15 protein-coding genes, 1 tRNA gene and 1 pseudogene are annotated in these 22,192 nt (G+C 47.6%); 9 read left to right on the top strand and 8 right to left on the bottom strand.

The genetic code is table 11. The features are described 5' to 3' along the window. Nucleotides 1-287: pseudogene (locus tag CWE08_RS11385) on the bottom strand (MipA/OmpV family protein); the annotation flags it as partial. A 209-nt stretch (nt 288-496) separates the two neighbouring features. On the opposite strand from CWE08_RS11385, the gene CWE08_RS11390 reads away from it, so the two are divergent. Beyond that, nucleotides 497-898, top strand: a complete 402-nt coding sequence (locus tag CWE08_RS11390; protein ID WP_126768355.1) for a hypothetical protein — start codon at nt 497-499, stop codon at nt 896-898. A 100-nt stretch (nt 899-998) separates the two neighbouring features. Here CWE08_RS11390 and CWE08_RS11395 read toward each other — a convergent pair whose 3' ends face one another. Together CWE08_RS11395 and CWE08_RS11400 are read right to left on the bottom strand one after the other, a co-directional pair. Beyond that, nucleotides 999-2,267 carry a serine hydrolase domain-containing protein gene (locus CWE08_RS11395; protein ID WP_241973894.1) on the bottom strand — a complete coding sequence of 423 codons (1,269 nt, stop codon included), beginning with the start codon at nt 2,265-2,267 and terminating at the stop codon, nt 999-1,001. A 6-nt stretch (nt 2,268-2,273) separates the two neighbouring features. Further along, complete coding sequence (locus CWE08_RS11400; protein WP_126768358.1) at nt 2,274-3,293, bottom strand: M28 family peptidase; 1,020 nt, start codon at nt 3,291-3,293, stop codon at nt 2,274-2,276. 175 nt (nt 3,294-3,468) lie between these two features. On the opposite strand from CWE08_RS11400, the gene CWE08_RS11405 reads away from it, so the two are divergent. The 6 genes from CWE08_RS11405 to CWE08_RS11430 all read left to right on the top strand — a co-directional run bounded on the left by CWE08_RS11405 (nt 3,469) and on the right by CWE08_RS11430 (nt 12,570). Continuing rightward, the gene (locus CWE08_RS11405) at nt 3,469-4,191 is read left to right on the top strand and encodes a VC0807 family protein (RefSeq protein ID WP_126768360.1); all 723 of its coding nucleotides are present in this window, start codon (nt 3,469-3,471) and stop codon (nt 4,189-4,191) included. Between the two features lie 6 nt (nt 4,192-4,197). Next, a complete protein-coding gene (locus CWE08_RS11410) occupies nt 4,198-5,550 on the top strand; it encodes a hypothetical protein (protein WP_126768361.1) in 1,353 nt (450 codons plus the stop codon). Nucleotides 5,551-5,573: 23 nt separating this feature from the next. Continuing rightward, complete coding sequence (locus CWE08_RS11415) at nt 5,574-6,881, top strand: MFS transporter (RefSeq protein WP_157981255.1); 1,308 nt, start codon at nt 5,574-5,576, stop codon at nt 6,879-6,881. A gap of 110 nt (nt 6,882-6,991) precedes the next feature. Then, a complete protein-coding gene (locus CWE08_RS11420) occupies nt 6,992-7,822 on the top strand; it encodes an EAL domain-containing protein (RefSeq protein WP_126768365.1) in 831 nt (276 codons plus the stop codon). Nucleotides 7,823-7,853: 31 nt separating this feature from the next. Further along, nucleotides 7,854-9,215 carry a GntP family permease gene (locus tag CWE08_RS11425; protein ID WP_126768366.1) on the top strand — a complete coding sequence of 454 codons (1,362 nt, stop codon included), beginning with the start codon at nt 7,854-7,856 and terminating at the stop codon, nt 9,213-9,215. 178 nt (nt 9,216-9,393) lie between these two features. Beyond that, on the top strand, nt 9,394-12,570 hold the full coding sequence (locus CWE08_RS11430; RefSeq protein WP_126768368.1) for an amidohydrolase family protein: 3,177 nt from the start codon (nt 9,394-9,396) through the stop codon (nt 12,568-12,570). 178 nt (nt 12,571-12,748) lie between these two features. On the opposite strand, the gene CWE08_RS11435 is transcribed toward CWE08_RS11430, so the two are convergent. Continuing rightward, nucleotides 12,749-13,690 (bottom strand): LysR family transcriptional regulator, encoded by a 942-nt coding sequence (locus CWE08_RS11435; protein ID WP_126768369.1) that lies wholly within the window; start codon nt 13,688-13,690, stop codon nt 12,749-12,751. 101 nt (nt 13,691-13,791) lie between these two features. Here CWE08_RS11435 and aceK point away from each other — a divergent pair, with 101 nt between their 5' ends. Both aceK and CWE08_RS11445 read left to right on the top strand, forming a co-directional pair. Further along, nucleotides 13,792-15,528 (top strand): bifunctional isocitrate dehydrogenase kinase/phosphatase, encoded by a 1,737-nt coding sequence (gene aceK, locus CWE08_RS11440; protein ID WP_126768371.1) that lies wholly within the window; start codon nt 13,792-13,794, stop codon nt 15,526-15,528. 129 nt (nt 15,529-15,657) lie between these two features. Continuing rightward, on the top strand, nt 15,658-17,019 hold the full coding sequence (locus tag CWE08_RS11445; protein ID WP_126768372.1) for an amidohydrolase family protein: 1,362 nt from the start codon (nt 15,658-15,660) through the stop codon (nt 17,017-17,019). Between the two features lie 119 nt (nt 17,020-17,138). Here CWE08_RS11445 and aceA read toward each other — a convergent pair whose 3' ends face one another. The 4 genes from aceA to CWE08_RS11465 all read right to left on the bottom strand — a co-directional run bounded on the left by aceA (nt 17,139) and on the right by CWE08_RS11465 (nt 22,163). Further along, nucleotides 17,139-18,464: an isocitrate lyase gene (gene aceA, locus CWE08_RS11450; protein ID WP_241973895.1), complete on the bottom strand. Its 1,326-nt coding sequence runs from the start codon at nt 18,462-18,464 to the stop codon at nt 17,139-17,141. A gap of 49 nt (nt 18,465-18,513) precedes the next feature. Further along, nucleotides 18,514-20,115 (bottom strand): malate synthase A, encoded by a 1,602-nt coding sequence (gene aceB, locus CWE08_RS11455; RefSeq protein ID WP_126768374.1) that lies wholly within the window; start codon nt 20,113-20,115, stop codon nt 18,514-18,516. A 231-nt stretch (nt 20,116-20,346) separates the two neighbouring features. Further along, on the bottom strand, nt 20,347-21,795 hold the full coding sequence (gene nhaD, locus CWE08_RS11460) for a sodium:proton antiporter NhaD (protein WP_126768375.1): 1,449 nt from the start codon (nt 21,793-21,795) through the stop codon (nt 20,347-20,349). Nucleotides 21,796-22,087: 292 nt separating this feature from the next. Next, nucleotides 22,088-22,163 (bottom strand) — tRNA-Phe (locus CWE08_RS11465). Nucleotides 22,164-22,192 lie beyond the last annotated feature (29 nt).

Below are 22,192 nucleotides of genomic sequence, written 5' to 3' on the forward strand. Positions count from 1 at the left end.
CCACGCCACCCGAGCGCTTCGCCAGCGAAGAAGAAAATATCATCGCCACTGCGCCACTGCACAGCGCCGGCTGGCTGTGGCTCGAATCCGAACTCATCGGAGCCCTCATAAGCTGATTCATATTCAATACCTAAACCTAACCCGAAGCTCCAACCATCTTCACCGCGGGTGAAATCATCAAGCGATGGTAACGGCACCAATGCCGTTGGTTCCTCTTGCGCTAATGCTGTTTGCGAGAATAGGGCAGGTAGTAAAACCGCCATTAATAGGCCTGTTACTTTCTTCATTTAAATTCCTCCAATCTGTGGTGGTGTTTGGGGCCTCTTTTGAGCACAAGCATTATACTGATAGCTTTCCTCACTAGATCATATACTAATATCCTATATTTACCTCTATTTACCTTTATTTACTGGCAAACTAATTTCTACTTGAGAAATTAGGATGTTGGTACTAGTTTAAAGCTACCGCAGAGTATTCATTTACATGGGCCAAAACATTGAGATACCTTCTGTTTTCAATCATTCTTTTACCAATAAGCGCGCTCGCTGAAGAGATTCGGCCATTTACCACGGATGGATGCAGCTCATTCCCTAATGGAACGTTCGAGCAAAACCAGCTGTGGTTATCTTGCTGCACAGCACATGATTACCAATACTGGCAAGGTGGCACTTATGAAGAACGCTTAGCTGCCGATGAAGAACTTGAAAGTTGTGTTGCTGAAGTAGGCGAGCCTGAGATCGCCGTTTTGATGTTAGGTGGCGTAAGAGTAGGTGGCTCGCCTTATTTGCCAACCCGCTTTCGTTGGGGGTATGGTTGGCCGTATCTAAGAGGGTACAAAGAACTAACAGAAAGCGAGTTGGCGCAAATAAAAGCACTAGAAAGCAGCGAGGAACACTAACACCGTGGCCTGTTTTCTCTAATCGCGCGTTTTATCGGTGTTGCCACTTTTCCCAAGCAAGTTACGAACAATCAAGCTACGAACAATAACGATAGCCACGCTAAAGTAGGCAGGAATAACACAGATTAAACGGGAAGCTTACGCTTTGTTCTGGCTTTCGCAAGGGGGTGGGCAGTGGTTGAACCCTATTGGCGTATTGGTAGGGCACCCACTGTTCGGTTTCCATGCGCGGTAGCACCTCTCGCCAAAAATAGGGCGATAAGCCGTTCATTGCCGTGCTCTCGGCATTAATTAGAATAACTAAACCCACATCGTAATCGGGTGAGTAAGATATTTCCGCCCGGAAGCCTTCTACCCAGCCGCCGTGGTACATCAAGGTTTTATCTTTGATTTCATAAACGCGCCAACCCAAACCATAATGCGCATCCGATAACAGCGGGCGCCAATTGCGGCGGCGTAAATCGCGCGTGGTTCGAACCCGTGGCGTACGAATGGTATCGAGCACGGGAGCGGGCAACACATCGCTTTGAAAACCCATGTGGGCGATTAACCAATTGGCGAGATCATTAGCGCTTGCGTTTACTCCAGCTGCGGCTGGATACCGATAGTAGTTAGCGTTCACTTCGCGTGGATACCAGCCATTGCGGCCACGAATGTGAGCAGAAGCACGGTTTTCACTTGCTAAGTAGCCTTGTAATCCAATGGACGCATCGTTCATGGTGAGAGGCTGAAAAATCAAGCTATCCACTAGGTTTTGATAAGTTTCGCCGGTGCGCTGGGTGATAACATCCTCAACGAGGCTAAACAATACATTTTGATAACCGTAGCAGGCACCGGGCGAGCACATGGGGTTGATACGATTAAAATGGGGCAAGATGCGTTCTCGGGGATAATCGGCCTCGATTAAATTATCATAGGCGTTAGGCACTACACCCGAGCTATGCGCCAGCAAGTGTTGCACTTTCAAGCCGTTATTAAACTGTGGATTTTTAAATTTGAGCTCCGGTACGTACTGGCTCACAGGGTCGGATAAATCAAGTTGGCCTTGTTCCGCCAGCATAACCGCTAAGGTGCCGGCAAAGGTTTTTGATACCGAAGCGATACGAAATACTGTGTGTTCATCAACCGGTGTGGTGCCATTGCGTTCGCGAACACCAAAGGCATTCATTTCTACAATTTGATTGCGATGCACAATGGCGTAAACACCACCCGGCACTTTATCAAGCGTGAGGGTGCGAGAAAACAAAGTGGCAAAATCAGGATGTAAAGGCGCCGCTTCTGGAACGTTGCGGTTGCCATTTTGATCAGCATTAGCGCTTCCCAAAAACGCACAGAGAAGCGCTAAAACCCCAATTTTTTTGACACTCACAAGCACTTAGCGTTTTTCCGCGAGAACTTGGTCGATAAGCTTAGTGAAGCTCAAGGCCGCTTCTGCAGTTAAACGAAAGAAAGCCGCATCGGCTTTATCCGAGGTATCGGAAGGTGCATGGTAATCAGGATGATCGGCCACCCCAAAGTAGAGAAAAGGAACACCTTGTTCATGGAACGGGCCATGATCTGAGCTATTTGTCCAATCCACGGTGTAACCAGCTTTGTACCACGGGCGATCGTGCGCCATTACAATGCGAGCACCATTTTCGCTTTGTACTCGCTGAACTAAACGCACTAACCACGGGTGGTGATAAGTGCCCACCGCGTATAAAAGCTCATCGGTGTTGCGGCTCATCATGTCCATATTCACATTAAAGGCTAGGCTTCGAGGTTCGAGATGGCCCGTAGTAAACAGCGCATGGGCACCAAGCAAACCGCGTTCTTCACTATCTAACGCCGCAAATAACAAGGTGTGTTGTGGTTGGTTCTCGCTAAAATAACGGGCCATTTCGAGGAGTACCGCGGTGCCCGAGGCATTATCATCAGAACCGTGATAAATATCGCCATCGCGCACGCCCAAATGATCATAATGAGCGGTGATCACTATAGTGCGTAGGTTTGGATCTTCTCCCGGAATTGTGCCCAGAACATTCACCGCACGTTCAACGCGCTCGTGGCTAAATGCATGTTCATAGCCTTCGGTGCCAGCGGGCTCTAATCCAAGGGCTTCGAAGCGCTCGATAATATATTCGCGAGCGGCAAGGCTGCCCGGTGTTCCTGGTGCTCGGCCAGCTCGTTCGGCATCGGCTAGCCAATGCAAATCAGCCATGATGCGATCAATACTTAAGCGTTCCGGTGTGTTTTCGGCGCCACGATCGGGCGTGATTTCGGCAATACGTTGGGCTTCCCGCTCAGTGAGCAGGTTCATATAAACGATCCGGCCCGGCCACCAAGCGATAACCAGAACAACAATAATTAACCAAACTGGCCATAAACGGCGATACCAAGCACTACGGTTGCTCATAAAAATTCCCTATCGGTAAACGAGGAAAGCTATATTACCCTATGCGGGCAGAGCTGCAAAATAATCACGGTTCGCATAGAATGCAAAGCCAATACTGTTGTACCTATACGCAGGGGGCAGCAGCGCGTAAGATAGCAAAATTAGCGGTTTTATTTCAGTAAAATAGAAGTTACTTATGTCAAATAATCGTAAAAATCACGCCGAACAAGACATCAAAGAGCCGGGTTTAATGGTGAACATGCTGTTCAACATTTTTTTACCGGTAATCATTTTAATGCAGTTGAGCAGTGAAGCCCGCCTTGGCGCTGCCACTGCACTGGTTTTAGCGTTAGCTTTTCCTATTGGCTTTGGCCTTTGGGAGCTCTATCGGCGGAAAAAAATAAACGGGTTTTCCATTTTGGGTTTGGTGAGTGTATTGCTAACCGGCGGCATTGGTTTACTAGAACTCGACCCCGCGTACATTGCGATTAAAGAGGCCGCTGTGCCGGGCATTATTGGTTTGGTAGTGTTTGGTAGCCGATTTACCCGCTTCCCTGTTGTGGAAAAAATTTTACTGAATCGAAAAATATTAGATTTAGATAAACTCTATGCCGCATTAGAGCGCCGGCAAAAATCAGCAGAGTTTCAGCGCACGATTAATAATGGCGGGAATGCGGTTGCCTGCGCGTTTTTCCTCTCAGCCACTTTGAACTATATTTTGGCCCGAATGATTGTGGTGAGCCCGGCCGGTACAGAGGCTTTCAATAGCGAAATTGGCCGTATGACAGCGTTAAGCTTCCCCGTAATTGCGCTGCCCACCATGATTATTCTTATGGGTGCTATATTCTATATATTCAAACGCATTAGCACGCTCACTGGTGAATCAGTGGAAACTTTCTTACAGGCACAGGATAACTAAGCACGCGTGGTAACCGTAGATAGCAACGATTCATTCAGCCTACGCATTGTTCGCAACCTAGGTGATTATCCGGAGCATAAGCTGGATATTTTCCTGTTTGTGCCCGGTGAACTTGGGTTGTCGGTTGATGTGGTTACTGAGCGGGCGCTTTATCATCAAGCCTTTCATATTAATCGCACCTACCATAGCCAAGTACAACTCGAACCACTGGTGCGCAGCCGGCTGGTGCAACGCTTGGCGAAACAACAAGAACGGCCCACGCCAGAGTATCGCTTGAGTTTGAGCTTGTATGCCTATCAATACGTAAATGCTATTGAGCAGGAAGTGGGGCGGGTACTTCGTGAGCGGCCGGAGAATTTGCGTGAATCATTGGCGGAGCTTCTTGATTTAAGCGCTACGATAATGCGTAGGTTACGCCGAACTGCGCCGAAAGAAGATGCGTTGCGGCGTTACTACACGAACGTGGACAATTACTTATCGTGGTTTTCTGAGCAACAATTTTTGCGCTTAGCCGCAGAGCTTGAATTTGCCGATGATGAGCAAGATATTCGTGAGCTCTTGTTGCGTATTGCTCGCAGAGAAGCAAAGTATCGGAATGAAAACGAATATAATTCTGAGCGGGTGCAGGCCGATAGTACGCGAATGTCGAATAAAATGCGGCTTTTGCGCCGGCTGATTGAATTTCCAGTTACGCTGCGCCGGGTAGGCCATGAGCTTGGCAACATTGAAGAGCGTTTTGTGAAAGCAGGTGTGGCGGCTGTGGTAATGACAGCGGTTTCTTATGCCGTGTTGCGCGCCCGCGATACCTTAGGCGATGTTACTGCTGTATTTATCGCTGCGGTAGCCTTGTTATATGCAGTTCGCGAAGTATTTAAAGATGATATTCGGCAGAAGCTTTGGCTTTGGCTGCGAAAAGGCCGGCCAAAGTGGCGGCACGAATTTGTTGATCCCAATAATGAAAATGTTGTGGGCAAATCGGTTGAGTGGATCGATTACAAAACCTTTGAAGATCTCGCTGATGAAGTTAAAAAGGCGCGGCGGGCATCAACGCCGCAACGGGGTGAAACCGTATTGCATTATAGCAGTTGGTCGAAAATGCTACCTTCGCGGTTTTTAAGTGGCTACGCCACCACGCGGGAAACGATCGTGTTGGACCTTGAGGTGCTCGCGCCCTTGCTTGAGCAAAGCACTCACCCTATTTATCGGCAAGAAAAAAATGAAGTAGTGCGGGATATTGTTGAAAAGCGCTCAGTGCTCAACGTGGTGATTCGTGAACGCTGGGCCGATAAAGATGATATTCAACGCTGGAAAATTGTACTGAACCGCAATGGTATTGTAGAAACCGAAGCCGCGAGCTAACCGAATTAAAAGGAATGCACCTAATGGTAGGTAAAACAGAGTTAAGCGCGGCTAAGAATGCGCCGAAGCGCCAGATATTCGGTTGGGCGATGTATGATATTGCCAACCAAGCTTACACAACCATTGTTATTTCCTTTGTTTATTCTGCCTTTTTTGTTGCTTATATCGTGCCTGCGGATAGTGAGTGGCGCGATGCCTATTGGTCGATTGCGATTATTGGTTCTACCTTGGTTGCGATGGTGCTATCGCCAATGGTGGGCCATTGGATTGACCGCGGTGCTTCGAAGAAAAAATTGCTCGCTTGGTCAACCTTAGTGTGTGCCAGTTTTACCTGCCTGTTGTATTTTATTGGCCCCGGTGATGTTTGGTGGGGTATAGCGATTATTTTGATCACCAATACTGCCTGGATGGTAGGCGAAGCCATTATTTCCGCCTTCTTGCCTGAGCTCTCTACCCGCAAGAATATGGGGCTGGTTTCCGGTTTAGGCTGGGGGCTAGGGTATTTGGGTGGCTTCGTGAGCATGGTGCTGGTTTCGGTGATTATCATAAGTGCCGATCCAGTAGCCGAGCGCGGTTTGTATATTGCCCAGCACCAGTGGGCAATGATTGCGATTTCTATCTATTTTGTGTTGGTGGCCATTCCTACCTTTTTGCTGGTAAAAGATAAGCCAAAAACAACTCGGCTAGTGCCGCGTGAGGGCTGGCGGGAGAGCTTGAATCTACTTCGGCAACAGCGTTTACAACCTACGCTGTTTCGTTTTTTTTGGGCCTTTTTGTTTTACATGGCGGGTGTGCAAACCGTAATAAAGTTCATTGGTATCTATAGCACCGGTGAGCTTGGCCTTTCCCAAACCGATTTAGTAGCCGTATTCTTAGCAACCCAGTTCAGCGCCCTTTTTGGTGCCATAGGATTTGGGGTTGTTGAGCGGTTTGTTGGTGCCCGAAAAGTGCTTTTCGTAGTTATTCTTTTGTGGGTAATCGCCATTAGCGGCATGTATGGTATTTACGATATTGCTGCTTGGCTGCAAATGAGTGTGCGCGATGTGTTTTTGGTAATTGCCTTGCTTGCTGGCACTGGGATTGGCTCGATTCAGGCTTCAAGCCGTTCTTTAGTAGCTTTGTTAGCCGTGCCGGAAAGAGATGGCAGCGCGTTTGGTTTGTGGGGTGTATTCAACCGCATGGCAATGTTGCTGGCGGCCACTTTTGGCATCGTTGCCGACCTCTTCTCGCGGCAAAATGCATTGTTGATGGTGATAGGCTTTTTCATTATTGGCGCTATTTTGTTAGCTCGAGTTAGCCAACTCTCGGCAATGAGCCGCTCAGAAAATTAACGCTAGTTTTTGTTGAGCACCTACTTGATGGTGATATAGCTGAAGAATCGTGCATCTGGAAATGTGTGTATTAGGCTTGATAAATACACTTCTTCTACTCCAGGTTGGCTATGGGCGACACTCATTTATCGGCAAAAGCATTTATTAAAAGTAACCTCAAGCTTGCGCTTCAAACGGGGCAATTGAGCTTGCACTACCAACCGCAGTTTTCACTTGCCCAGGAAACACTCACCGGCATCGAAGCACTTTTACGCTGGCGCTCTAAAGAGTTTGGCTGGCTGAACCCAGAGCTTGTTATTGCGGTAGCCGAGCAAGATGAGCTCATTGTGTTATTGAGTGAGTGGGTATTACGCCAAGCGCTTACTGATTTTGCTCAGGTACAGAATGAGGTGAAGCGGTTATCGGTTAATTTATCGGTACGTTATTTGCAGCGGCGCCCAGTGGTAACGGTAGTTGAAAAGTATTTGGCGGAATCCGGTGTTTCGCCCCATTGCTTAGATTTGGAGATCACTGAAACAGTGGTTTTGGAATCGGCACCGGCCCTATTAAACGCACTAAAACAATTACGGCAACTTGGTATATCGTTGAGCATGGACGATTTTGGCACGGGCTACTGCGGCCTAAGCTACCTAAAAAAACTGCCACTGAGTACAGTGAAAATTGATCGCAGCTTCCTTCACGATGCAGTGAGTAACGCCCGCGATGCCTTGCTCTACCACGATATTTTGCAGCTTGCTCGCAACCTTGATTTACGAATCATTGCCGAAGGTGTAGAGAACCAAGCACAGCTGCGTTTTCTGCAGTTAAGCCATTGCCACGAAGCCCAAGGCTACTTATTAGCCAAGCCAATGCCGCTTAGCCAACTATTGCAATTTACCGGGCAGCAAAAAACCAGTGAATTTTTAGCAGTAGCAGAAGATATACATTTTTTGCTACCTTGATACCCAATATTAATAACAACAGGGTTTCATTATGCTTGGGAACATAGGGTTACTGCTGGGTTTGGCTCTGCTTATAGGGCTGGCACTGCGCGGGTGGAATATCTTACTGGCGGTGCTACTTGCCATTTTAGTTATCGGCCTTACCAATGGTATGGCATTTCAGGAAGTGTTTTTGCAGCACTTTCCGTTTGGCCCCTCTGGCGCCTTTAGTTTTGCCGGTAATTTTCTTCTACTATTTTTATGTGGTGCGCTGTTTGGCCGAGTTATGGCGGCGAGCCAAGCTGCTCAGGGCGTGGCCATGGGCATTACCAAGTGGCTGGGCGCAAAACGCGCACTGCTAATTGCTATGTTGGTGTGCGCGCTGCTTACTTACGGCGGTGTGGTGGTTTTCGTAGTGATTTTCACCATGTACCCCATTGGCGTTACCTTGATGAAAGAAGCGAATATTCCAAGGCGTTTATATGCGGCGGCCATTGCCCTAGGGGCTGGTACCTTTACCATGACAGCGCTGCCAGGAACGCCTTCAATACATAACGTGATTGCCGCGCGGGCGCTCGAAACTGATTTGTTCGCCGGTGGCTGGTATGGCTTGTTAGCAGGTGCCTTAATGGCCGGTTTGGGTATTTGGTATCTACAACGGCAATGGCATGCTGCATTAGCCCAAGGTGAGGGTTATGTTGCCACTGATAAAGATGAGCAAATGGCGGCCTTGGCGGGGCCTAAAGGATCGGCTTTACCCGGCTGGGGGCGCTCGATTTTACCGGTTGTTGTAGTGTTGCTGCTCATTGCGTTGCCGCGCTTCTTGCAAGTATTTAACTTTTCCGCTGATTGGATAACTTTTGCGTCTGGCGAGCCTATCCTTTGGGCGAGTTTTGCATTGCTGATGGGCGCGGGCATTTGTTACCTGCTATTTCCTCCGGTGCGCAAAGATTTCGTGCGTACTATCGGCCAAGGCGCTGATGATGCCCTGTTACCGCTGATTAATACGGCTGCTGTTATCGGATTCGGCGGAGTAGTTATTCAAACCTCAGGTTTTCACGCGTTTGCGGCTTGGTTGTTGGCTCTTGATTTACCGGCCTTGGTATCGGTATTTATCTCGGCTAATCTGATTTCCGGGATCACAGCATCGGCTTCGGGTGGCTTGCAGATTTTCATGTCGAGTTTGGCGCCTGCCTATCTTGATTTGGGTGTTGCGCCTGAGCTTCTGCATCGTATTGCCAACTTAGCGGCTGGTGGTTTAGATTCACTGCCACACTCCGGCGCGGTAATTGCGTTGTTTACGCTCATGGGTTTAACCCACAAAGAAGCGTATCGCGATATTTTCGTGGTCACTGTGTTGGTGCCAATGTTGGCGGCGCTCGCTGTCGTGGCGGTAGCCATGCTAGTAGCTTAATCGCAAGCATGGGTGAGCTCACCGCGGGAGCATAGACATCTTTCCCGCGGTGGTTTACAACAAGTATAAAGTAATAAAACAAGCAGGAAATAGCCAAATAGCATTGGTTTGCTGCACGATTTTAGCAACAGCCCCTATGCAATCGCTGTTAATCACAATAAAAAATTAGGAATCTTTCATGTTTAAATTAAAGCAACTCATTCCCATTGCTGGCCTAGCCGCAAGCCTATGTATTGGCGGGGTAGCGAACGCTGAAAACGAATGGAATGTGAGCGAGCCCATGGGTGAGTTCAGCACGGTGGCCATTAATACCGATAAAGGCACTTGGATGAGTGTGGATGTGAGCCCTGATGGCGCCCACGTTATCTTTGATATGCTTGGTGATATCTACCGGATGCCCGCAGGGGGCGGCGAGGCCGAGTTGCTTCGCGGTGGTATTGGCTGGCACATGCAGCCTACCTACAGCCCTGATGGCGAATACATTGCCTACACCTCTGATGAGGGTGGCGGTGATAATATTTGGATTATGAAAGCCGATGGCAGCGATGCATGGCAGGTAACTAACGAAAGTTTCCGGCTGTTGAACAGCCCCGCGTGGAGCCCAGATGGCGAATATCTGGTAGCGCGCAAACACTTTACCGCGCGCCGCTCGCTGGGTGCGGGTGAAATTTGGATGTATCACAAAAGTGGTGGCCAAGGTGTGATGTTAACGGCGCGGCCAAATGATCAAAAAGATCTTGGCGAACCGGCTTTCTCACCCGATGGCAAATATGTGTATTTCTCGCAAGATGATACCCCTGGCCAAACCTTCCATTACAACAAAGATTCAATTTCTGGTATTTACACCATTAAACGCTATGAACTAGAAACCGGTGATATCGAAACCGTTATTTCAGGTATGGGTGGTGCTGTGCGTCCGGTGCCTTCACCCGATGGCCGCCATCTTGCTTTCGTGGGCCGTGATGATTTTCAAAGTAAGCTCTATTTATATGATTTAGAAACGGGCGAACGCCGCGAAGTTTACGCGGATTTAAGCCGTGATATGCAAGAAACTTGGGCGATTCACGGTGTTTACCCAAGCATGGGCTGGAATACCGATGGCACCGAATTGGTGTTTTACGCAAAAGGTCAGCTGCATCGTTTGAACGTGAACGATGGCCGTACAGCCAACATTCCATTTAATGTATCGGTGGAAAAACAAGTGCAAAACGCAGTGCGCTTCCGCCAGCATATTGAACATGATGATTTTGATGTGCGCATGCTGCGCAGTGCTGTGGTATCGCCAAGTGCGGATCGCGTAATTTATGAAGCGTTGGGCTATTTATATAGCCGCGGCCTGCCGAATGGCGAAGCGCAACGTTTAACGGAACAAACCGAGCGTTTTGAACAGTTCCCTTCATTTTCACGTGATGGCCGTTACTTGGTTTACACCACTTGGCATGATCAAGAGCAAGGCCAAGTAGTGGTGCGTGATCTACAGAATAATAGTGAGCGGGTTTTACCTACGGGCCCCGGGAAATTTGTAGAGCCGGTATTTTCACCAGATGGTGAAGCTGTGGTTTATCGTAAAATTAGTGGCGGTTACTTAACCGACCCGCGCCATGGTTTACGAGCGGGTATTTACCATCTGCCCCTTGATGCCGATGAGCCTAAGCACATTGCTCGTAGTGGTAGTGCCGTGCAGTTTGGTGCGCGCAATGATCGTGTTTATGTGAACGGTTTTGGTGCCAGTGGCCCAGAGCTTCGTAGTATTCGTATTGCCGATGGTGAAACACGTACTCTTTACACCTCTTCCCATGCAACGGAATATCGGGTTTCTCCAGATGGCCAATATCTTGCGTTTGCCGAGCGCTTCCGAGTTTTCGTAACGCCATTTGTTGAGCGTGGTGCAGCCATTAACATTGGCCCGAATGATCGTCAATTCCCGATTGAGCAGCTTTCACAACGAGCGGGCGATAATCTTTCTTGGACCGCAGATAGCAATAACCTGTATTGGACCTTGGGCCCAGAGCTATATTCAGCCAACCTAAACGGCATGTTCGATATCGGTGGCGAAAGCAACTTTGAGAAAGTAGCTGATGGCATGAATATCGGTTTCACCAGTGCAACACACATTCCCGATCAAACGATTGCTTTTGTTGGTGGTACGGTTGCAACCATGAATGGTGATGAGGTGATTGAGAACGGTGTTGTGGTAGTAACCGGAAATAAAATAACAGCGGTAGGCACGCGCTCGGAGGTAAGCATTCCACGTGGCGCTGAAGTGATCGATTTTACCGGGAAAACAATGATTCCAGGCTTAATTGACACGCACGCCCATGGTGCCCAAGGTGAAAGCCAAATTATTCCGCAGCAAAACTGGGGTTTATATGCGGGCTTAACCTTCGGTGTAACCACTATTCACGATCCATCGAACAATACTCAACAAATTTTTGCTGCCAGTGAAATGCAAAAAGCCGGCACTATTGTTGGGCCGCGGATCTTCTCTACAGGCACAATTTTGTATGGTGCGAATAGCCCTTCCGCAACGGCTCATGTAGATAGCTTAGATGATGCGCGCTTCCACTTGGAACGGATGAAGAAAGTAGGTGCGTTCTCGGTGAAAAGTTACAACCAACCGCGCCGGGATCAACGCCAGCAAATTATTCAGGCGGCTCGTGAGCTTGAGATGATGGTAATGCCCGAGGGTGGTTCGTTGTTCCAACACAATATGACCATGATTACTGATGGACACACAGTAATTGAGCATGCGCTTCCAGTAGAAACGATTTATGCGGACGTTTTGCAATTGTGGGAACAAACGGAAACAGCCTATACGCCAACACTTGGCGTAGCCTACGGTGGTATTTGGGGTGAAAACTATTGGTATGCCCATACTGATGTTTGGAATCACCCGCGTTTAAGCACTTATGTGCCAGAGCGAGTGCTTCGCCCGCGTTCTATGCGCCGAGAGATTGCACCTTCGCATCACTACAACCACATTAATGTTGCTTCCGGCGCCAAGGCGTTACAGGATCGCGGCGTGAAAGTAACCGCTGGTGCTCATGGTCAGCGCGAGGGTTTAGCGCAACATTGGGAAATCTGGATGATGGCGCAAGGTGGCATGAGCCCAGCAGAAGCGCTGCGCACAGCAACCTATGATGCTGCAATTAATCTTGGTATGGAGCATGCAATTGGGTCTATTGAAGCAGGCAAGCTTGCTGATTTAGCTATTATCGATGGTGATGTGCTTAGTGATATTCGCGTGAGTGATCGGGTTACGCATACCATGGTAAATGGCCGTTTATTCGATGCTGAAAGTATGAATGAAATTGGCCGCAACAGCCGTGAACGTAAGCCGTTTTTCTTTGAGTAATATACCCGGGCAAGTAAGCGCTCCCGTTAAGTAAGCGCTCCCGATAAACGATTTGCAGTAAACGGCTTTAAACCAGGTTTACGCACAAAAGTAACGCAGAAAAGTAACGCACAAAAGTAACATACAAAAAAGGCACCTTATTTAAGGTGCCTTTTCTATTTAATGCGCAATTCTTACCTCACTCGCAGCACTCAGCGGCTACATCTGCCATTAACTGGCGGAACCAGCGGTGGCCTTCATCATGTTGTAGCAACGGGCTCCAAATCATTTGTAAATCAATCGCTGGAATTGGGAATGGCGGTTTTCGTAGCACTAAATCGGGGCTATCGGCATAAAGCTCCGCAGCTCGGGTTGGTAGTGTGGCAATTAAGCCTTCTCGCGCCAAGTGCATAGCCACGTGATAGTTGCGCGTAAACACGCGAATACGGCGTTGATGGCCAATTTTAGCCAATGCTTCGTCTACCCAACCCAGCTTTTGCACCGCATCGGGTGTCATGCCGATACCAACGCCAAAACCGGTTTTACTCACCCAACAATGTTGCGCGGCTAAGTAGCTTTCGAGTGAATAATCTTCAATAATTGGGTGTTGATGATGAATTAAACAGGTGAAATCATCACTCCAGAGATTTTTTTGGTGAAATGATTGCGGTAAATCATCGAAGCGATTAATGGCAATATCGACTTTGCCGTTTTCTACATCGTGAAAACTCACATCACTTGGCGTCATTAAATCGATCGTTACTTTTGGTGCTTGATCGCGTAATGCCTTTAGAAGCGGCGACATAAGCGTAGAGGCGGCGTAATCGGATACCATAATACGAAATACCCGTTCGCTGGTTTCCGCAGTAAAAGAGCGCGAAGGTTGAATAACTTCTTCAACCGAGTAAAGAATTTGCCGAACCTGCTGTTGCATGGATAGGGCTCGCTCGGTAGGCACCATGCCTTCGCTAGTGCGTACCAGCAAGGGATCGTTTAACAAATTCCGTAAGCGTTTCAAGCCATTACTCATAGCCGGCTGGGTAATATTTAATTGTTCTGCAGCTCGAGTAACATTGCGCTCTCGCAATAACGCATCAAGATAGATCAAAAGATTGAGATCGATATTTCGAAAATGATTCATCAGATGAATTGCCTGTGCCGATGATAATAAATAAGATGAATGAATTATAAAGAAGCAATTCAGAACTGCAATCTTAGTTCTAGAATTTAGGAGAATACTTTATGGCGGAAAGCCGGCGCATCGCGCGCTTGATTTTACAGGGGTTTCACCACCACTATCAGCTGTTTCAAGCCATTACGAATACTGCTGAGCAGCACTTTACAGCGCGTGCGTGGGGGAAACTACAAGCGGCGGCACGGGATCGTATTTCGTTTTATGATTTGCGCGTGCAAGAAACCATTGCAATGCTGAATCAAGAATTAGCCACTGATGAGCCGAACACTGAGCTTTGGCAAGAGGTGCGTAGCACTTACGAGGAATTGTTGTTATTTCATCCACAAGCCGAGCTAGCAGAAACCTTTTTCAACTCGGTTTTTTGCAAATTATTTCACCGCCGTTACTTTCATAATCAATTTATTTTCGTGGAATCAACGTTAGCGCGGCGCATTCCTTTGCCGGTAGAAACTGAATATCAGAGCTATTTTCCTGTTGCTGAGGGAGTGAAAGAAACGCTCCGCCGGATTATTAACGAAATGCACTTTACGGCTAAGTTTGCCGATTTAGAGGCGAATATTGCCCAGTTGATGCGCGCTTTTCAGCGGCAATCTAATGTTCGAGCATTGGCGGCGCACCAACTCCGCCTAGATGTATTGCAAAATCCATTTTATCGGAACAAAGCGGCTTATGTGGTAGGGCGCATCGTTACTGAGGATCAACAATATCCCTTTATTGTGCCGGTTTTAGTGAATCAACAAGGCGAGTTGTTTCTTGATGCGTTGATTACTGATGTAAACCAAATGACCATTATTTTCAGTTTTTCTCGCGCTTATTTTATGGTGAATACGCGCGCACCTTCGGCGCTAGTGCGTTTTCTTAAGGGCTTGATGCCACGCAAAACACTTGCCGAACTCTATTCTTCGATTGGGTTACACAAACAAGGTAAAACCGAATTCTATCGGGAACTGTTAAATCATTTAGCTGATACTAATGAACAAATGGTTGCGGCACCGGGTATTCGCGGTTTGGTGATGATGGTGTTCACCCTGCCTTCTTTTCCTTATGTTTTTAAAGTTATTCGCGATGAATTCGGCGAAAGCAAGCCTTTCGGCCGCGATACCGTATTGAAGCGCTACCAGCTGGTAAAGCGACACGATCGGGTGGGGCGTATGGCCGATACCATTGAGTATTCCAACGTAGCTTTACCCTTGAGTTGTATTTCAGCTGATCTTCTCGAGGAACTAAAAAAGAGCATTGCCAGCTCATTGGAGTTTGAAAACGATTTACTGATTATCCGCCACATGTATATCGAAAAACGGATGACACCGCTGAACATATACTTGGAGTATGCAAACCCAGAGGAAACCAAGGCCATAATTCAAGATTACGGCCAAGCAATAAAAGATATGTTGGCTGCGAATATATTTCCTGGCGATATGTTGCTGAAAAACTTTGGGGTTACTCGAACTAAACGGGTGGTGTTTTACGATTATGATGAAGTTCAGTATCTGCACGAGATGAACTTTAGGGCATTACCGAAAGCCGAATCGATGGAAGATTCGTTGCAAGATTCATCTTCTATTTCGGTGGCTCCGAACGATGTTTTTCCTGAGCAGCTACCTCAGTATGTATTTTACAACCCGAAATTAAGAGCACAGTTTTTAGACCTCTACCCTGAATTGGCTAGTGCTGATTATTGGGGTGAGCAGCAGGAAAAAATTAAAGCTGGGGTGATTGCCGATGTTTTTCCCTATCCACAGTGTATTCGTTTTTTACACGTAAAATATGATGAAGCTACTTAAGTTAAAAGGTAAGCCGCAAGAAAAACCGCGGCGTTAGGCTCAGCCTAACACTTTACTAAATCGTTGTTATATCGATTATTACAGGCTAAGCTGAGTAAAATACAAACAACAACAATAAAGAGGTTCGCTATGGTTCGCGGAATTATATTTTGTGTATTACTTGCTTGTGCATGGCCTGCACAGGCGGAAAAAATTGCCCTAGTGGGCGGCCGTTTAATCGATGGTACAGTAGCTAACCCTATTTTGCGTAGTGTAGTGCTTATCGATAACGGCATTATTCAGCAGGTAGGAACTATCGATACCTTACCCGTGCCTGAAGGCTATCGGGAAATTAACATGGGCGGCCATGATTTGCTTCCGGGGCTTTGGGAGAATCATGCGCATTTAATGTTAGTTGGGCACGCTGATTACCCGCATTGGAATTCAACATACGCCGATCGGTTTGAAAGTGAGATTATGCCTGCCGCAGCATTGCAACTGTTGCTCGCGGGTGTAACTAGTACCCGTGATTTAGGAGCGCCTCTTGAAGCCTCGGTAAATGTAAAAGAGGCAATTCGGAGCGGCCGAATTCCGGGGCCGCACCTTTATACCTCGGGGCCGTTTCTTCAGCATGAGGTAGATGAGTGGCAACGGGATTATCGGTGGGAAGTGCGCACCGTAGCGGAAGCCCAGCGCCGTGTGCAGCAATTGCACGAAGCAGGCATGGAAATGGTGAAGTTGATCGACCACGACGATATGGAGCTTGAAGTAGCACAAGCCATTGTGGATGAAGCACACCGATTAGGAATGAAAGTAGTTGGGCATGCCCATAAGCCTGATGAGATTCGTGTGGGCTTGGATATTGGTATCGATAACTTTGAGCATACCGGTTTAACTACTGCGCCTGGCTACCCACAAGATATTCTTGATGCACTTATTGAACGCACTGCAACGGGCATATTCGATGGCTTGTTATTTTGGACACCAACCGTGGAAGGTTTGTGGAATTACAATAATACCGTAGATAACCCTACGCGCTTAGATGATCCGTGCTGGGAGATGGGGTTATCGGAAGATATCGTTGCCGATATTCGTTCTTCTATTACTCAGCCGGCGCAACTTGGCTACATGCAACTTACACCTTTACGCCGTTCAACACTGAAAAATAAAATTGCTCAGTTAAAAGATACCGGTGTGGTGATGATGATTGGTACCGATAGTGGAATTCCCATGAAATTTCATTGCCAATCTACTTGGCAAGAAATGGCGTGGTGGGTAGATATCATGGAGTTTGATGCCAAAGATACCATTCGCGCAGCTACTTATTGGCCTGCGGTAATGATGGGCGTGCAAGATCGTTTCGGTTCCGTGCAGGAAGGTAAGGTGGCCGATATTATTGCGGTGCGTGGTGATGTTCTACGCTACATGAACCTTTTACAAAACGTTGATTTTGTAATGAAAGAAGGTGTGATTTACAAACAAAACGGGCAGGTACAGGAATCGGCTCTGTAGGTTAAGTTTTGATAGCAAACATACGAAAGGGGGCATTTTGTAATGCCCCCTTTTTTTATTGCTTAAGAGAATTGTTCTTGTTCAAGCAAATTATTCTTGCCAATGAAAATTGCTCGGGCTCAAGAGAATTGCTCTTCCTCAGTTGAGCCTTTTAATGCGGTTACCGAAGATACCCCACCTTGAATCACGTTAGTTACCTGATCGAAGTAGCCAGTGCCCACTTCTTGTTGGTGAGCAACGAAGGTATAGCCGCGATCAGCTGAGGCGAACTCTTCTTGCTGCAACTTCACATACGCCGACATATCGTTCCGCGCATAATCGTAGGCGAGGTTAAACATGTGATACCACATGTTGTGAACACCCGCTAAGGTGATGAACTGGAATTTGTAACCCATAGCAGCGAGTTCACGCTGGAATTTAGCGATCGTGGCATCATCAAGGTTGCGCTTCCAGTTAAACGAAGGTGAGCAGTTATAAGCTAAAAGCTTACCTGGGTATTTAGCGTGAATAGCTTCAGCAAACTGGCGTGCTTCTTCTAAATCTGGCTTTGCCGTTTCGCACCAAACTAAATCAGCAAAAGGTGCATAGGCCAAGCCGCGAGAGATAGCTTGGTCGATGCCCGCTTTTACCTTATAAAAACCCTCGCTCGTGCGTTCACCGGTTAGGAATGGGGTGTCGTTGGGGTCAACATCATTGGTTAACAAATCGGCCGCATTGGCATCGGTGCGGGCTACGATAAGTGTATCTGTCCCCGCAACGTCGGCGGCTAAGCGAGCGGCCACTAATTTCTGAACGGCCTCCTGAGTAGGTACCAAAACTTTACCGCCCATGTGGCCACATTTCTTCACCGAGGCTAGTTGATCTTCAAAATGCACCCCGGCGGCACCGGCTTTGATCATACCAAGCATGAGTTCGTAAGCATTTAATACACCACCGAAACCCGCTTCGGCATCCGCTACGATAGGGGCAAAATAATCCACGTAGCTTTCGTCATCAGGGCCAATACCTTTCGACCATTGAATTTGATCGGCACGAGCAAAAGAGTTATTAATACGCTCCACTACTTTTGGCACTGAATCAACGGGATAAAGTGATTGATCCGGATACATGCTGGCGGCTGAGTTGTTATCGGCGGCAACCTGCCAACCCGATAGATAAATGGCTTGAAGGCCGGCTTTTACTTGTTGCACGGCTTGGCCGCCAGTTAACGCGCCGAGCGCATTAACATAATTTTTGCCAAACTTTTCTTGTGCCGCGCCGTTAACTAAACGCCATAGCTTTTCAGCACCTTTGGCCGCGTGGGTGTATTCGGTTTTTCGTGAACCCCGTAAACGAATAACATCTTCCGCGCTATATGTGCGTTCTACGCCTTTCCAGCGATCTTCTGTTGCCCATTTTTGTTCCAAAGCGGCAACTTCTTTTTGCATATGTTTTGGTGTGGTCATGGTGGTGTTCCTTCCGTTTAAATTTGTTGTTGAGTACAAGTTTTTAGGTTTATAAATGTTTATAGCCGGGTAGGGTGAGGAACTCTGTGAGTTCATCGGCCGTAGTGATTTCATCAAGTAGCGTTTTTGCTGTTGCAAAGTTTTCACTTTGCCAGCGTTCGTTGCCAACCTCTTGGGCTACAACATCTGCCTCTTCCGCTAACATTGTGCGAAACAGCTCTTTGGTTACTTTGCGGCCATCAGATAACGCTTTACCGTGCTGAATCCACTGCCAAATCGAAGTTCGCGAGATTTCGGCGGTAGCGGCGTCTTCCATTAATCCATAAATGGGCACACAGCCTTTACCCGAAAGCCAAGCCGCAATATATTGCAGCGCCACACGAATGTTGGTTCGCATACCTTCTTCGGTTCTTTCGCCGGTGCTTGGCTCGAGTAAATCAGCAGCACTAATTTCCGCATCTTGTTCCCGGCTTACATGGATTTGATTGGGGTAATCGCCTAGATATTTAGCCGCCACATCGCGTACAGTGGGTGCTAATCCGGGGTGAGCAATCCAGGTACCATCGTGGCCATTACTGAACTCAAGTTCCTTGTCCGCTCTTACTTTTTTCAAGATTTCGGCGTTCTCGGCGCTATCTTTACTCGGGATAAATGCCGCCATGCCGCCCATAGCAAGGGCACCGCGCTGATGGCAGGTTTTAATTAACAAACGTGAATAGGCGCTAAGAAAAGGTTGGTTCATGGTAACTACTTGTCGATCGGGTAATACCCTATCGGCATGTGCACGCAGCGTTTTGATATAGCTAAAGATGTAATCCCAGCGGCCACAATTTAAACCCACAATATGATGACGAAGGCTGTGCAGAATTTCGTGCATTTGAAACACCGCAGGTAAGGTTTCAATCAGCACAGTACAGCGAACAGTGCCGCGCGGCTGTTCGAGTTTATCTTCGAGGTAACTGAATACATCATTCCACCAAAGCGCTTCTTGATGATGTTGAAGCTTCGGCACATACAAATAAACGCCGCTTCCTTTTTCTGCTCGAGATTGGTAGTTATGTAAGAAATAGAGGATAAAATCGAGTAGCGCTCCGGGAACTGGCTGGCCATCAACGAGAAGGTGTTTCTCCGGAAGATGCAGGCCGCGTACTCGCGCAATAAGCATGGCTGGATTTTCTTTGAGTGCGTATTCTTTGCCACTTTTTGTATCGGTGTGGGATATGTTTCCGAGGTTTGCATCGCGTAAGTTGATCTGGCCTTGAATTAACCCCTCCCAAGTAGGCGATTGCGCATCTTCGAAATCTGCCATAAACACATCAACATCAGCGTTGAGCGCATTTATAATCATTTTTCGTTCTACTGGGCCGGTAATTTCAAGATGGCGTTTTTGTAGATCTTTCGGGATAGCCGCAATGCGCCACTCACCATTACGAATATCCGCAGTTTCTTTTGCAAAATCAGGAAGCGCACCATTATCGTAGGTATCTTGCGCCACTTTGCGGCTTACTAAGAGCTCTTGTAAGCGAGGCCGAAACTTTCGGGTTAGTTCCACAATAAGAGCTTGTGCTTGCTCGCTAAAAATACTGCGGAACTCGTTCGTTAGCTCTTTGGCGAACACTAAATCTTGGGTTGGTTTTTCATTGCTGCTCATAATCACGCCTAATTTGTTAGTTCAATGTTAAACACAAAATGAGTATGAGCTTAGCTTTGGTATTCATCCAATCTATATATAAAATTATCACCATTCACTTGATGAATGACATGGTTATTAATTAAACGCATAAATGTGATGAATAGTAGGTGAGGAGAAAAAGCAGATAAGAAAAAAGCGAATCCGAAGATTCGCTTTATACATTGCAGAGCGGGCTAAATAAGCCCGCTATCACACGATGCCATATAAATCGAAAGTATGCGCATTCAACCAAAGGTGCACAAAAATACTAGCGATATAGCCGAGGAATATGGCAGGCGCCCACTTTAGGTGCGTCATGAAGGTGTAATAACCGCGCGCTTGCCCCATTAGGGCAACACCTGCGGCAGAGCCCACCGAGAGTAAGCTACCGCCAGTGCCGGCTGTGAGTGTAATTAAAAGCCACTGCCCATGCGACATTTCCGGCTGCATGGTGAGTACAGCAAACATCACGGGAATGTTATCGATCACAGCCGATGCCATACCGAGAACTACGTTTGCATAGGTGGGGTTCCATTCACTGTAGAGAAAATCCGACATCAAGCCCAAGTAGCCTAAAAACCCTAAACCACCTACGCACATTACAACGCCGTAGAAAAACAGCAAGGTATCCCACTCAGCGCGGGATACGCGGCTAAATACATCGAAAGGTACCACGCTACCGAGGCGTTCGAGCCTTTTTTGATCACCCACACGTTCGGCCATAGCCTTTTTTCGGGCCAGCGAGCCGGGTAGGGTCATGCGGAGGAAATAGCCAAAGAATTGTAAATAGCCGAGGCCCATCATCATGCCTAAAACCGGGGGTAGATTAAGCAAAGTGTGGCAGGCTACGGCGGTGGCGATAGTGAGCAAGAATAGGGCGGTAATTCGGAAGGCGCCGCGCTTCAGCTCAACACTTTCGCTCAGGGCTTCTGGTTTCCGGTTTTCAATAAAGAAACTCATGATTGTTGCTGGAATCAGGAAGTTCACCAATGCCGGCACCATCAACGCCAAGAACTCCTGTGCAGCTACCATACCCGCTTGCCATACCATGAGTGTAGTGATATCACCAAAGGGGCTGAAAGCGCCGCCAGCATTCGCGGCCACCACGATATTCACACAGCAAATGCCAATAAATTTCTTATCGCCCTCGGCCACTTTCATCACTACGGCGCACATTAGAAGTGCAGTGGTTAAGTTATCGGCAATCGGCGAAATAACAAAGGATAAAACACCGGTAATCCAGAAAAGTGAGCGATAGCTAAACCCCTTGCGGATAAGCCAAGAACGCAGGCCATCGAATAACCGACGTTCTTCCAATGCGTTAATGTAGGTCATTGCTACTAAGAGGAATAACATGAGCTCAGAGAACTCTAGTAAGGTTTGCCGGAATGCATGTTCGGCCGAATCTTGCATGCCTTGCTGCGTGTAAACCCAGCCAATGAGAATCCATATAACGCCAGCGGCAACCAGCACTGGCTTGGATTTACGCATATGCAGCTTTTCTTCCCCCATCACCAAGATGTAGGCGAGAATAAAGATACCGAGGGCGAAAAAGCCGATGGTGGTATTGGTCATATCGAGTTCGGGAACAGCGGCATAGGCTGGCGTGCTGAACAGCACCGCTGATAGTAGAGCGAGTATTCCTACTGCAATTTTCATTTCTAAAACCTGCAACTAATAGGCGCGCACATGTGTGCTGCCAAGCTTTAACGTAGAGCGGAGGGGGGCTTTATTCGTGCGTAAGTATCTGTGGGGTAGGCCAAGTTAAGCGCACCAATAAAAGCGCGGGAAGATTAACATAAAATTAAAGAATTGCGAGGGAAAAAATAGGTGTTTTTGTATACTTAAAACCGATCTACCAAAGAAGGGGTATTTTTCAGCGAGGGATAATTCTAATTAAGGTGTTTTAAAACAAAAAGCCCCGCTATTGCTAGCAGGGCCTTTGAAATAATGGTGCCCGGAGGCGGAATCGAACCACCGACACGAGGATTTTCAATCCTCTGCTCTACCAACTGAGCTATCCGGGCAAATTTTTGTTTTACGCTGTTGCGTAAAG

The sequence above is a fragment of the Aliidiomarina iranensis genome, assembly GCF_003987135.1.
GTDB lineage: Bacteria > Pseudomonadota > Gammaproteobacteria > Enterobacterales > Alteromonadaceae > Aliidiomarina > Aliidiomarina iranensis.

Bases quoted from the DNA above. Each gene is read 5' to 3' on its own strand.
- CWE08_RS11400 (WP_126768358.1), bottom strand. From the start codon at position 3,293: ATGAGCAACCGTAGTGCTTGGTATCGCCGTTTATGGCCAGTTTGGTTA.
- CWE08_RS11405 (WP_126768360.1), top strand. From the start codon at position 3,469: ATGTCAAATAATCGTAAAAATCACGCCGAACAAGACATCAAAGAGCCG.
- CWE08_RS11415 (WP_157981255.1), top strand. From the start codon at position 5,574: ATGGTAGGTAAAACAGAGTTAAGCGCGGCTAAGAATGCGCCGAAGCGC.
- CWE08_RS11420 (WP_126768365.1), top strand. From the start codon at position 6,992: ATGGGCGACACTCATTTATCGGCAAAAGCATTTATTAAAAGTAACCTC.
- CWE08_RS11425 (WP_126768366.1), top strand. From the start codon at position 7,854: ATGCTTGGGAACATAGGGTTACTGCTGGGTTTGGCTCTGCTTATAGGG.
- CWE08_RS11430 (WP_126768368.1), top strand. From the start codon at position 9,394: ATGTTTAAATTAAAGCAACTCATTCCCATTGCTGGCCTAGCCGCAAGC.
- CWE08_RS11435 (WP_126768369.1), bottom strand. From the start codon at position 13,690: ATGAATCATTTTCGAAATATCGATCTCAATCTTTTGATCTATCTTGAT.
- aceK (WP_126768371.1), top strand. From the start codon at position 13,792: ATGGCGGAAAGCCGGCGCATCGCGCGCTTGATTTTACAGGGGTTTCAC.
- CWE08_RS11445 (WP_126768372.1), top strand. From the start codon at position 15,658: ATGGTTCGCGGAATTATATTTTGTGTATTACTTGCTTGTGCATGGCCT.
- aceA (WP_241973895.1), bottom strand. From the start codon at position 18,464: ATGACCACACCAAAACATATGCAAAAAGAAGTTGCCGCTTTGGAACAA.
- aceB (WP_126768374.1), bottom strand. From the start codon at position 20,115: ATGAGCAGCAATGAAAAACCAACCCAAGATTTAGTGTTCGCCAAAGAG.
- nhaD (WP_126768375.1), bottom strand. From the start codon at position 21,795: ATGAAAATTGCAGTAGGAATACTCGCTCTACTATCAGCGGTGCTGTTC.